The sequence below is a fragment of the Streptococcus sp. 1449 genome (assembly GCF_013276805.1).
Lineage (GTDB): Bacteria > Bacillota > Bacilli > Lactobacillales > Streptococcaceae > Streptococcus > Streptococcus pseudopneumoniae.
The window spans coordinates 1-12,570 of sequence record NZ_VMLS01000057.1 but is presented as its reverse complement, the minus strand read 5'-3'; the positions used below and the strand labels follow the sequence as shown (position 1 = coordinate 12,570).

Below are 12,570 nucleotides of genomic sequence, written 5' to 3'. Positions count from 1 at the left end.
AGAAGCTCCTCGGTCTCTAGTCTCATCTTTTTCATAACGGATGACACTTGTAGGCAGAACTTCACGCTCAACCTTGCTTTTGGCTGGAACTTTGATAACTGTATCCGTGGCTTCTTTTCTATCAACAGTAACCTTTTCGCTAACCTTACCAGTCTCTGGATTGACATCGTAGGTCGTCGTCGTGGTTACATAGCCATCCTCTCCGTCAATTGTAACAGGATTTTCATTACGGTCTCTAGTTTCATCTTTTTCAAAACGGATATTTGTACTTTTTTCGGCGATGCGTTTTTCTACCTTATCTTTAGCTGGAACTTTTACAACAGTAGGTGTAGGCTGAGTTAGTATTTTTTCAGTTGTTTCTAGTTCTGAGACTTCTCCAGTATTTGTATCTAATTTGTATGTTGTAGTGATTTCCTTAGTTCCATTTTCTCCAGGTATAGTTTCAGGGTTACTTCCTCTTGGATGTTCTAAATCTTTTTCGAACTTAACTTCTTTTGATTCAATATCTCCAACACGAACAGTAGGTTTAGTTCCGACTTTTATGATTTTCTTTTCCATAGGAGTTGTTACTTTTTCTGTAGAAGTATCCTCTACTGCTTTACCATTTTCAATTCTGTAAGTAGTAGTAATAGTTCTGACACCTAGTTTACCTTGACGATTTGAATCATCTACTTTTTTCCCTTTTTCTAACGTGGGGTCCGCCTCGTATTCTGCTTCTATTGGAATATCTTTATGCTCAATCTTATCTTTAGCAGGGACTTTTACAACAGTAGGAGTAGGTTGAGTTAGTATTTTTTCGGTTGTTTCTAGTTCTGAGACTTCTCCGGTATTTGTATCTAATTTGTATGTTGTAGTAATTTCCTTAGTTCCATTTTCTCCAGGTATAGTCTCAGGGTTACTTCCTTTTTGATGTTCTAAATCTTTTTCGAACTTAACTTCCTCTGATTCAATCTCTTCAACACGAACAGTAGGTTTAGTTCCAATTGTTATCACTTCAGTTTTAGGTTCTGTTCTTTTTTCTATTGGTGTATTAGGAGTAGGTGTACCATTAATAGGAGATACATTATATGAGGTAGTCGTAACTATTTTTCCATCTTCTCCTGGGGTCTTTATTTTTCTTTTTCTAACTTCAAGATTATCATCTTTTTCATATATTGTTTTATGATTAATCGTAGTTTCTTGAATTTTATCTTGAGCTCCGACTTTATAGACGATGTCTTGCGCTTTTTTTTCAATAGTAGTTGTGTTGTTTTTAACCGTAACCTCTCCAGTTTTTTCATCTAAAACATAGGTAGTGGTAATTTTCTTAATACCATCCTCCCCTTCACTTTCAGTTACAACATCACTTCCGATAGGTCTATCAGGGTCTTTTATATATTTAATAGAAGACTCAATTTTTTCAGTAACGACAGTAGGTTTAGTTCCGACTTTTATAATTTTCTTTTCCATAGGAGTTGTTACTTTTTCTGTAGAAGTATCCTCTACTGCTTTACCATTTTCAATTCTGTAAGTAGTAGTAATAGTTCTGACACCTAGTTTACCTTGACGATTTGAATCATCTACTTTTTTCCCTTTTTCTAACATAGGATCGGCTTCGTATTCTGCTTCTATTGGAATTACTTTTGTTTCAACGCTATCTTTAGCTGGAACTTTAACAATAATATTTCCTACTTCATCAACATCAGTCTCCGGTTCCTCTCCTTTACGGCGGGTATCGTCTTTAATAAATGTCACTCTTGTTCCATCAGCATGAACAAAACTTGTATTCAGGATTCCTCCTAAAAATAAAGTTAGCCCGACTATCACAGAACCAAAAATCTTTCCGAGTTTACGTAATGCATAGCGCTTATTGGTATTAGATTTTGCCATTACATCCTCCTTCTAAAAGTTACTACTTAGTATAGCATATTTTCTGGCAAATGTTAAACAATATGTTTCATACATCAAACAAACTTAAAATGATATATTAATTATTGAACTAACACTTTAACTATATCGTAATCAATCTCATATATAAAGGATTGCAGACATCTTATCTAAATACATGCTAATATATTTAGATACAAACATTCCAACTTGATAACTTTCACTCATCTTTCATCATTCCTTATACAACTATGCAGTATAAATAGAATAGTTTGCGCATCAGAATGAGACTATTTTAATGTTAGATATTTTGATAAAAAAACATAAATAAAATTGGTGGAATTTAATTCCCTAACTCGATAGAGGATTCTATTTTAAATTTAACAACAGCTAGGATTACACTATAAAAAGCACATTACCGCCTGTTCGGCTGGAGAATCTAGTCGATTAGCTCCCTCTTAGTTACAAGCTTAAAGCGATTTTTTAACTAATACTAAACCAGATTAAAGAAGGAACTAGAACATCTGTCTTGTACTAATCAATATGCTATTTTAAAGTTGCAAATAAACTTAGAATGCCATTTATTATATTTACAATAAATAGTTGACTTCGATAGAAACAGAAAATAGAATTCAACATTCTTCCCTACTTATCTGATAATAAATAAGATCCGCAAGATAGCCTTTTCTCTCTACACCATTAACTATCGTTTGTAGATAGGACATTCCAGCCTTCTCCATGACACGACCTGAAGCTGGGTTGAGACTGGCATATCGAGCTTTGACTTTTTGAAATCCTACTTGAGTAAAACAAAAGTCCAAGACAGCTTTTAAGGCCTCTGTCATAAGACCACGACCCCAATAGTTTTTTCCTAAAATATAGCCAATTTCACAAGAAGAATTGTTCTCATCTATTGCAACGATGCTGATATCTCCTATCACTTGCTCTGGGTTCTCTTTGAGACAAATGGCCCATTTGTAATAGTTAGGATTGGTATAGGAGGCAACCCAATTTCGAATGGAGTTTCGAGTGACCTCGACATCAGGATGGGGATCCCAGGTAACATAGGTCAGATTCTCAGCGGATGAAGCCCAATTTTGAAACATAGCTTCTGAATCACTCTCCACAAATCTTCTTAAAATCAAACGTTCTGTCTGTAATATTTGCGTACCGATAGCTTTCATGATGCTACCTCACTTCCTTATTTCTATGCTCGTAGTAAAAAGGCTCAACTCAGTAACAGCTAGAAAACGAGTTTGTCTTCTAATTTCTTGACGCAGTCGCTGCCTGGTTTGAAATGCGCTCTAGCAAGCTTTTTCAAACCTAGTCATCGTTGCAGGGGTAAGACGATGAAATCGAACTCTTCGAGTTACCGAATCTGCCTCATTTTCTTATTTCTAAACTCGGGGTTCAAGATCCCCCAGACCTTCTCTCACTTTCTTATTTCAAGGTGAGAGGCTGAAAACCTCCACTGGAGGTTTTTCTTGCTTTTTAATTTCAGGGCAAGAAGCTAAAAAGGTTCCCCGAACCTTTTTACTCCCAAAAGTCATCAAATACGGTGATGGGTAGGTGGCGTTTATGTTGGCCTTTGTGCCACCAGTTTTCGATTCTTGCTTGGGCTTCTGGGCTGATTGTTTTGCCTTCTAGGTAGTCGTCAATCTCTTCATAAGTGACTCCGAGGGCTACTTCGTCAGCTAGACCTGGTTTATCTTCTTCTAGGTCTGCTGTTGGGATTTTTTCATAAAGGGCTGGGTCTGCACCAAGTTCCTTCAAGAGTTGTTTTCCTTGACGTTTATTGAGGCGATAAAGAGGGAGAATATCTGCACCACCGTCACCAAACTTGGTAAAGAAACCTGTGATATTTTCCGCGGCGTGGTCTGTCCCAATGACCGCTCCACTATGGGCACCCGCAAGGGCATATTGGGCAATCATACGACTACGAGCCTTGATATTGCCCTTGTTAAAATCTGAAACAGGACTACCTGTCGCTTCAACAGCAGCTGTCATAGCGTCAGCTGATTCCTTAATATTGACGACTAAACTGACATCTGGCTGGATGAAGTCTAGGGCTTTTTGAGCGTCTGCTTCATCGGCTTGTACTCCATAAGGCAGGCGGACAGCGATAAATTTGTAGCTGTCGTCTCCCGTTTCTGCTCGCAGTTCTTCCATAGCTAGTTGAGCCAAACGACCTGCCAAAGTCGAGTCCTGCCCTCCAGAAATCCCTAGCACAAAAGTTTTAAGAAAGGGATGTTTTTTCAGGTATCTTTTTAAGAAATCAATAGAACGACGGATTTCTTCCTGGGCATCAATCACTGGTTTGACACCCAGCTCTTGGATAATCGTTTCTTGCAAACTCATTCTTCTTCTCCTTCACCGAGGGCTTCCTTACGCATTTTGTCAATCAAGTCCATCTTGTCTTGCCACACATCACGCGCCAAATCCACTGGATAGTGCTGCGGATTGAGTACACGCTTGTACTCATCCCAAAGCTTGTCAAATTCCTTACGAGCATAATCCTGAATCTCAGTCAAGCTAGGCAAGTTATAAATCAATTTCCCGTCTTTGAAAATATCCACCAAGAGAGGAACAGCATCAAAATTACGAACGGTCTTCTTGATGTATGTGTAAGTCGGATGGAACATCTTGATTTCAGTCATGCTGGCAACATCTACGCCGTCATAAGTGATGTAATCACCCTCTGACTTGCCTTTTTCACGACTGGTAATGCGCCACACCTGCTTCTTACCTGGCGTAGACACTTTTTCCGCATTATTAGACAGTTTGATAGTATTACGCATCTTACCATTTTCATCTTCAATCGCAACAATCTTATAAACCGCCCCAAGAGCTGGTTGGTCATAGGCTGTAATCAGCTTAGTTCCCACACCCCAGACATCAATCTTGGCCTTTTGCATCTTGAGGTTGAGGATAGTATTTTCATCTAGGTCATTTGAAGCATAAATCTTAGCTTCTGTAAAGCCAGCCTCGTCCAATTGCTGACGGACTTTCTTAGAAATGTAGGCAATATCCCCAGAGTCAATCCGCACACCCATAAAGTTAATCTGATCACCCAGCTCACGCGCCACCTGAATGGCAGCTGGTACACCGATGCGAAGGGTGTCATAGGTATCCACAAGAAAGACACAATTTTTGTGGGTCGCAGCGTAAGCCTTGAAAGCTTCATAGTCATTGCCATAAACCTGTACCAAGGCATGGGCATGGGTTCCCAAAACAGGAATGTCAAAGAGCTTACCCGCACGCACGTTGCTGGTTCCATTGGCGCCACCAATCACCGCTGCGCGTGTTCCCCAGATGGCCGCATCCATTTCTTGAGCCCGACGTGTCCCAAACTCCATCAAGGGTTCATCTTCGATAACCGAACGAATACGAGCTGCCTTGGTCGCTACCAAGGTCTGGTAGTTGACGATGTTCAAAAGAGCCGTTTCGACCAACTGACATTGGGCTAGAGGGCCTTCCACCTGCACAATAGGCTCATTAGCAAAAACCAAGTCCCCTTCTTGGGCAGAACGAACGGCCAACTCCAACTTGAAATTGCGAAGATAGTCCAAGAATGCCCCATGATAGCCTAGCGACTCCAAATAGGCAATATCACTATCTGAAAAACACAAGTCTTCAAGATAATTCACAATTCTTTCCAAACCTGCAAAAACCGCATAGCCGTTCTTAAAAGGCTGTTGACGGAAATACACCTCAAAGACCGCCTTCTTATTGTGAATCCCTTGGTCAAAGTAAACCTGCATCATGTTGATCTGGTACAAGTCCGTGTGCAATGTCAAACTATCATCTGGATACATACTTTTCCTACTTCCTTAGCTAGAAACCCATGAAAATTTTCAAGAACTTTCATGTATTCCAATAAATTAGTACTATTATATCACATTTTAGCTGGATTGAGAAAAGAGTAACAAGCTATTCACCACTCTCCAATTCATCCATATCTTGTTCAAACTTTTTCTGAGCCCATTCTCCATAGCTCTTCAGACCGAGATTGCCAATAAAGACCCAGGGAAGGTAAATGACATAAGTAATTGCCCAAGCAGACAGGTATTTAACGTTCAAAGGATTGTGCTGATAAATTTCTATGTTGAATTGATAATTCTGCAACATCAAAAGAGCCGTAATCGCCAAGGTTAGGAAAAAACAACCCAAAATCGTAAAATGAAAACGACTATAGTAGGTCACTCCCAGATAACGGGCACGATTGAAAAAGAAGAAAATTCCTACTATCAGAATATAGACTAGAAAATTCGGATTAAAAAGAGAGGGAGCTAATACAGCCACCAAATAGCTTAGAAGCACAAGCCCAATGAAGAGGGTAAAGAATTCTGCCCCAGCTTTATTGATTAGTTGTTCTTCTCTTTCGTCAAGTAATTGATAATGAATGAATTTATTTACCATCTTCTTCCTCCCAAAATAGTTGGTCTAGGGTTTTCCCTAAACATCTGCAAATGGACTGGCAGAGCGAGAGACTGGGATTGTATTTCCCCGCCTCTATCAAACCAATAGTCTGGCGCGTCACCCCCACAGCCTCTGCCAGTTGACCTTGAGTTAAATCAAGCTCTACACGAGCTAATTTTAATTTTAAATTTTTAGCCACCGGCGTCCTCCTTATAGTTTTAATACTCATCTACTCTTAAAAAATCCAAAACCAACACAAGCTGTCAACTATTTATTATAACCCCATTAATTAGCACTCCAGTATTATCTTCAGCCGAAAATCAGTATTTTAGGTTGTTTGAAATAAACTTCCTAGTTTACTCTTTTATTTTTATTTAGTATTAGCTTTAGTAGGATCTTTTAAACGAGTTTTTATTGCTTATATTTCTTGTTTAGTTTAGTTGGTTTCATATCACTATTATATAATGCTTTTGGAAATGAGCCTAGTATAAGTCAAAAACGTGTTGAATAGTGAAAGCAGGAGCATACCAAGATGACTGATTTTTTTATTGTATTTTAGGTATGCAAAATAATACTAAATGAAACTAAAATGAATACTTCTTGCTTTTCTTAAGAGTGAAAAAGTACAATAAAATGATTGTAGTGATTACCACAAGATACTGACTAATAGACATCGTATTTGAAGCCACAAATACAGGTAAAGAATAAAAAGGAAGAAGTTCAATTGCTTTGATAAACAAATCATTACTAGTATTCATCATCATCGTATTTAATATATTAGGGATAAAGAGTAGTAAAGCTACTAAAATACCAAATACCAAGCCACTTTTCAATTTGTATAAATAGAAAATGTAAGATAATAGAAAATAAAACAGGACTAACAAAATTGTATTGACTACAATAGCTACTATAAAATCTAATCCTAAATCACCTGGAATACCCAATTTACTTACTATGACTAGTAACACAATGCCATTCAAAGCATAAATAATGGAAACTGAGATGGCATATAGAAAATTAGACAAGACGTAAATCATCCGATTCTTCTGTTGATTATAAAACAAACTTACCGTATTGTGGGAAAAATCTCTACTAATGACTCGATTAGCATGTATAACAGCCATTAACATACCGAGCATAGCATAAAAGTTTGAAATATGCTTAATACCAAGCGATGTCCCTTGAGTCTTTAGAATAAAGAATGTAACCAATATCGGCGGTATAAACGAGATAAGCAAACCGAGATATATTACGCCTGATGAATATAAATTTCTTATATTTTCCTTAAGAAAATTCAATTTATTTAATTTCATGATGATAACCTTCCTTTATTTTGAACGATTTAGATAAATATCTTTAAGCGTCTCTTTTTTAGTTTCAAAATCAACTACTTTAATAGAGTTTTCGTTAAAAAATTTAAAAAGCTCACTACTTTGAATATTCCCAGACATAGTAATTCTCAGTCCCTCTTCCTGAACAATATCCCCAAATTCTTGTTTGGTAATGAAAATGTCTCTATCTGTAGCTGATGAAAAAGCTATCTCAAACAAGAAATTATGACTATCTTTTCCTACTTTTTGAAATGTCAAAAGCCCGTTCTCCAAGAAAAAAACCCTCTCACAAATTTCTTCAATATCTTCTAATTTATGACTCGATATTAAAATTCCCACATTTTCATGTAAAGCTAAATTTTTTAGAACCGATAAAACTATTTGTGATGATTCAATATCTAAACCATTAGTCGGTTCATCTAAAATCAATATATCAGGTTCCGTAACGAGAGTTAGAAGCAAAGCTAATTTTTGTTTTGTACCCAAAGAATAGGTCTTTACTTTTTTATTAATAGACTGAGTCAAATCTAACTCTTGAATCAAACTTCTAAATCTTTCTTGATTGTAGTCAACACCATATAAATTTGACAAATATTTTAAATTCTCTAAACCTGTTTTAGATAAAAATAATTTTGGTTCTTCGATTAAATACCCAACATTATCACTGCTTATAATATTACCTGAAGTCGGTTGATTATTCTGAACAAGAATTTTCATCAACGTACTCTTACCAACTCCATTTCTCCCTACTAGACCAACAATTTCACCCTTGTTAAGTGCAAAATTTATATCTTTGAGAATGATTGAATGACCATAATGCTTACTTACATTTATAACTTCCATTTTTTATTCCTCCATCAATATTCATGGTTTGCTCTTTGATTCTTATTGAGTTTAAAAAGTTGCGCCTCTTTTTAACAACATTATATCATATATCTAACTTAATGCAATATATAAATGTCATTTTGTAAGATTTTATTAGCAAAAAAACTCTCTACCATAAAAAATAGAGAGTGTTAAGTTTAAATATAGGATTTCAAAATATCGATGATATCCCTTCTTTGTTTAATTTAATATGCTTTGATACCTAAGCTTCGACTTTATCACTTAAAAAATAAAAAAGGACAGCTAATCCCTTGCGCATCAAGGGATTTCGCCATTCTTTAATCTCGTTTAAGTGTTGTATATGGAGCTTTGCATAATTTTTTAACACTAAACAACTACATTAAGCTCGAACTGTGACACTGGTTCCATCTTCCTTATAAAGATTGATGAGACCCTCTTTAAGAGCTCGAACCATGTCTCCAGCTTGAACAGGTTGTGGGACTTTAATAGTCAAGAGTTCCATTGGATTTGGAGCACGGTCGATTTTATTGCCTTTGGCATCGTGAAGATCCTCAATATAGGTTTCAATTTGAAGATACATGGACTTCGATTGAGGATTACAAAGAATTTTTATCTGTAAGATTAGAAGAATGCAAAAGAGTGCTAAAAAATAGTGGCAGTATTTTCGTTCATTGTGATAAAATTGCAAATCATCATATTAGATTAATTTTAGATAATATCTTTGGAGCAGATATGTTTCAAAGCGAAATTATATGGAACTATAAACGGTGGTCTAATTCAAAAAAGGGATTATTGAACAATCATCAAAACATTTACTTTTATTCAAAGTCAAAAGATTTTAAATTTAATACAATTTTTACAGAGTATTCTTCTACTACAAATATCGACCAAATACTAGTGGAACGAAAACGAGATGGAAACTCTAAAACTATATATAAGGTTGATAATAATGGTAACTATATTCTGGCAAAAGAGAAAAATGGAGTTCCCCTTTCAGATGTTTGGAATATACCATTTCTTAATCCAAAAGCTAAAGAAAGAGTAGGTTATCCTACACAAAAACCTATTCTGTTATTAGAACAAATTATAAAGATTGCTACTGATAAAAATGATATAGTTTTAGACCCGTTCTGTGGAAGTAGAACTACTTTAGTAGCCTCCAAGATTTTGAATAGAAATTATATGGGGATTGATTTATCTGAGGAAGCTATCAATATAACTCAGCAACGTCTGGAAAATGTTATAAAAACAAGTTCAAATTTATTGAATAAAGGAATCGAAGCATATAGAACCAAAACTGAGGAAGAGGAAAACATTCTTAAATTATTACAGGCAAAAATTGTTCAAAGAAATAAAGGAATTGATGGTTTTTTACCTAAACATTTTCAAAAAAACCGATACCTATAAAAATTCAAAAAAATAATGAATGTCTGAATGAAAGTATCTCTTTATTACAGAATGCTATAAACTCCAAAAAACTTGATTTTGGAGTAGTTATAAAAACTCATTCAGATAATTTATTATTTGATTTTGATACGATTCCTGAAAATATAATAGTAATTGACCATTTTGAACTTACAATCGAAAAATGGTTAAGTAAAAGTCAACAGTTACTATAGTTTGCAAATTATTTACAGAAAGAACAAAAAATGCTCTGAAACACTGATTTCAAAGCATTTTTTATTAGTTTAAAATTACTCCCACTCAACTGTTGCAGGTGGTTTACTTGTAATATCGTAGACGATACGGTTAACATGATCCACTTCATTTACGATACGTACTGAGATTTTTTGAAGGACATCCCAAGGAATTTTGGCAAAGTCCGCAGTCATACCATCAATAGAGGTAATAGCACGGATTGCAATCGTGTAGTCATATGTACGACCGTCACCCATAACCCCAACTGAACGAACGCCTGTGTTAACTGTGAAGTATTGCCAGATATCGCGGTCAAGACCAGCTTTAGCAATTTCTTCACGAAGAATAGCGTCCGACTCACGAACAGTTTCTAGCTTTTCTTCAGTGATTTCACCCATGACACGGATCGCAAGTCCTGGTCCTGGGAATGGTTGGCGCCATACGATATGGTCTGGCATACCAAGCTCTGTACCAAGGGCACGAACTTCGTCCTTGTAAAGAGTATTCAATGGTTCAATCAGCTCAAATTGCATGTCTTCTGGAAGACCACCAACATTGTGGTGTGACTTGATAGTTTGAGCTGTATCCGTACCAGACTCGATCACGTCGGTATAAAGAGTTCCTTGAGCAAGGAATTTCACATCTTTGAGCTTGCTTGCTTCGTCATCGAATACATAGACAAACTCGTTACCGATGATTTTACGTTTTTGTTCAGGGTCAGAAACGCCAGCAAGTTTGTCAAGGAAACGTTTAGCAGCGTCTGCTTTGACGATATTCAAACCAAACTTACCACCAAGCATATCCATAACCTGATCTGCTTCACCTTTACGAAGAAGACCGTGATCCACGAAGATACAGATCAATTGATCGCCAATCGCTTTTTGGAGAAGAACTCCAACAACTGAAGAGTCAACACCACCTGATAGACCAAGAAGAACACGTTTATCACCGACGGTTTCACGAATTTTTTGGATTTGCATATCAATGAAGTTATCCATTGACCAGTCGCCTTTAGCCTTACAGATGTTAAGGGCAAAGTTACGAAGGATATCATTTCCGTATACAGAATGACGAACTTCTGGGTGGAACTGGATACCGTAAATGTGTTTATCTGGGTTTTCAATGGCTGCATATGGACAGTCAGCTGAAGTTCCAGTACGAACAAAAGCAGCAGGAATCTCAGTAACTGCATCACCATGGCTCATCAATACAGTTTGTTCATCAGGTGTTGATTCAAAAAGAGATGATGGTGTGTGTGTTAGGGTTGATTGACCGTATTCACGATTTCCAGCATCACCTGCAGGAACAACTTTTCCTCCAAGTTTATGGGTTAATAATTGCATACCATAACAGATTCCCAAAATAGGAATTCCGAGTTCGAAGATTTCTGGGTCAATATCGAATGAACCATCTTCGTATACAGAGTTTGGACCACCTGATAGAATAATTCCTACAGGATTGATTTCACGAACTTCAGCAGCTGAAATTTTATGGCTTTTTAGTTCTGAAAAAACACCAATCTCACGGATACGGCGTGAAATCAGCTGGTTGTATTGGCTACCATAGTCCAATACGATGATTTTTTCTACATCTTGCAAATCAGTTGAAATGTTGCTCATCTTTTTCCTTTCTCAAAAGAAATATCTTTTTTCAATATTCTATCACAAATAAGGGCGAATTACCAACTAAACAAGGCGAAGATTGACTTTTTCTAGTTTATTGGGGTACAATAGAGAAAAGATAGAAATGAAGTGAAAACATGCTACCAGCTTATATGAAAATCCACGATCAGATTAAAAAGGATATTGACGAGCACCGTTGGTCCATTGGTGAGAGGCTTCCCAGTGAAAGAGATTTAGCAGAGCAGTTTTCGGTCAGCCGCATGACCCTCCGCCAAGCCGTATCTCTATTGGTTGAAGAAGGTGTCTTAGAGCGCAGAGTTGGAAGTGGCACCTTTGTGTCCAGTACTCGGGTACAAGAAAAGATGCGAGGGACAACCAGTTTTACTGAAATTGTTAAGTCCCAAGGTAAAGTACCCTCTAGCCAGCTCATTTCCTACAGAAAAACCATTCCCAATGAGCAGGAAGTTGCCAAGCTAGGAATTTCTCCTACCGAAAATATTATCCGAATGGAGCGGGTCCGCTATGCCGACAAAGTTCCTCTGGTTTATGAAGTTGCTTCTATTCCTGAAAAATTCATTAAGGACTTTAAAAAAGAAGAAATCACTAGTCATTTCTTCCAAACACTGCAAAAACATGGCTACCGTATTGGTAAATCACATCAGACCATCTATGCTCGCCTTGCTAAGGAAAAAATCGCCCACTATTTAGAAGTTGAAAAAGGACATGCTATTCTTGGTCTGACTCAGGTTTCCTACCTAGAAGATGGTACTGCTTTTGAATACGTAAAAAGTCAATATGTAGGCGAACGTTTTGAATTTTATCTTGAAAACAATTAATACTCTTCGAAA

The 12,570-nt window shown here is 36.8% G+C and carries 10 protein-coding genes and 2 pseudogenes; 2 read left to right on the top strand and 10 right to left on the bottom strand.

Going from position 1 to position 12,570, the window contains the following annotated elements; translation table 11 throughout:
* The 9 genes and pseudogenes from HT687_RS09640 to HT687_RS09600 all read right to left on the bottom strand — a co-directional run.
* The coding region (locus HT687_RS09640) for a PspC-related protein choline-binding protein 1 (protein WP_172924178.1) at window positions 1-1,869 on the bottom strand (1,869 nt) is incomplete at its 3' end.
* A gap of 629 nt (window positions 1,870-2,498) precedes the next feature.
* Window positions 2,499-3,050, bottom strand: coding sequence for a GNAT family N-acetyltransferase (locus tag HT687_RS09635; RefSeq protein WP_000643818.1), 552 nt, complete (start codon window positions 3,048-3,050; stop codon window positions 2,499-2,501).
* A gap of 349 nt (window positions 3,051-3,399) precedes the next feature.
* Window positions 3,400-4,224 (bottom strand): ammonia-dependent NAD(+) synthetase, encoded by an 825-nt coding sequence (nadE, locus tag HT687_RS09630; protein WP_023936400.1) that lies wholly within the window; start codon window positions 4,222-4,224, stop codon window positions 3,400-3,402.
* Window positions 4,221-5,681 carry a nicotinate phosphoribosyltransferase gene (locus HT687_RS09625; RefSeq protein ID WP_023936402.1) on the bottom strand — a complete coding sequence of 487 codons (1,461 nt, stop codon included), beginning with the start codon at window positions 5,679-5,681 and terminating at the stop codon, window positions 4,221-4,223. Before HT687_RS09625 ends, nadE begins: the two co-directional genes overlap by 4 nt.
* A gap of 115 nt (window positions 5,682-5,796) precedes the next feature.
* Window positions 5,797-6,285 carry a DUF6773 family protein gene (locus HT687_RS09620; RefSeq protein ID WP_023936404.1) on the bottom strand — a complete coding sequence of 163 codons (489 nt, stop codon included), beginning with the start codon at window positions 6,283-6,285 and terminating at the stop codon, window positions 5,797-5,799.
* Entirely contained in the window at window positions 6,275-6,484 is a 210-nt protein-coding gene (locus HT687_RS09615; protein WP_001107500.1) for a helix-turn-helix transcriptional regulator, read from the bottom strand. Before HT687_RS09615 ends, HT687_RS09620 begins: the two co-directional genes overlap by 11 nt.
* Window positions 6,485-6,869: 385 nt before the next feature.
* Window positions 6,870-7,598, bottom strand: coding sequence for an ABC transporter permease (locus tag HT687_RS09610; protein ID WP_000773490.1), 729 nt, complete (start codon window positions 7,596-7,598; stop codon window positions 6,870-6,872).
* A gap of 15 nt (window positions 7,599-7,613) precedes the next feature.
* Window positions 7,614-8,484: pseudogene (locus HT687_RS09605) on the bottom strand (ABC transporter ATP-binding protein).
* A gap of 357 nt (window positions 8,485-8,841) precedes the next feature.
* Window positions 8,842-9,027 (bottom strand): annotated as a pseudogene (locus HT687_RS09600) (U32 family peptidase C-terminal domain-containing protein); the annotation flags it as partial.
* Here HT687_RS09600 and HT687_RS09595 point away from each other — a divergent pair.
* Window positions 8,970-9,869, top strand: coding sequence for a site-specific DNA-methyltransferase (locus tag HT687_RS09595; RefSeq protein WP_329599433.1), 900 nt, complete (start codon window positions 8,970-8,972; stop codon window positions 9,867-9,869). The pseudogene HT687_RS09600 and the gene HT687_RS09595 overlap by 58 nt on opposite strands.
* A gap of 287 nt (window positions 9,870-10,156) precedes the next feature.
* Here the strand turns inward: HT687_RS09595 and guaA are convergent, their stop codons facing one another.
* On the bottom strand, window positions 10,157-11,719 hold the full coding sequence (gene guaA, locus HT687_RS09590; protein WP_023936410.1) for a glutamine-hydrolyzing GMP synthase: 1,563 nt from the start codon (window positions 11,717-11,719) through the stop codon (window positions 10,157-10,159).
* A 140-nt stretch (window positions 11,720-11,859) separates the two neighbouring features.
* Between guaA and HT687_RS09585 the strand changes: the two genes are divergently transcribed.
* Window positions 11,860-12,558, top strand: coding sequence for a GntR family transcriptional regulator (locus tag HT687_RS09585; RefSeq protein ID WP_023936412.1), 699 nt, complete (start codon window positions 11,860-11,862; stop codon window positions 12,556-12,558).
* Window positions 12,559-12,570: the final 12 nt, after the last annotated feature.

What these genes read in the sequence shown, in the direction of transcription:
- HT687_RS09635 (WP_000643818.1), bottom strand. Translation starts at nt 3,050, where the DNA reads ATGAAAGCTATCGGTACGCAAATATTACAGACAGAACGTTTGATTTTA.
- nadE (WP_023936400.1), bottom strand. Translation starts at nt 4,224, where the DNA reads ATGAGTTTGCAAGAAACGATTATCCAAGAGCTGGGTGTCAAACCAGTG.
- HT687_RS09625 (WP_023936402.1), bottom strand. Translation starts at nt 5,681, where the DNA reads ATGTATCCAGATGATAGTTTGACATTGCACACGGACTTGTACCAGATC.
- HT687_RS09620 (WP_023936404.1), bottom strand. Translation starts at nt 6,285, where the DNA reads ATGGTAAATAAATTCATTCATTATCAATTACTTGACGAAAGAGAAGAA.
- HT687_RS09610 (WP_000773490.1), bottom strand. Translation starts at nt 7,598, where the DNA reads ATGAAATTAAATAAATTGAATTTTCTTAAGGAAAATATAAGAAATTTA.
- guaA (WP_023936410.1), bottom strand. Translation starts at nt 11,719, where the DNA reads ATGAGCAACATTTCAACTGATTTGCAAGATGTAGAAAAAATCATCGTA.
- HT687_RS09585 (WP_023936412.1), top strand. Translation starts at nt 11,860, where the DNA reads ATGCTACCAGCTTATATGAAAATCCACGATCAGATTAAAAAGGATATT.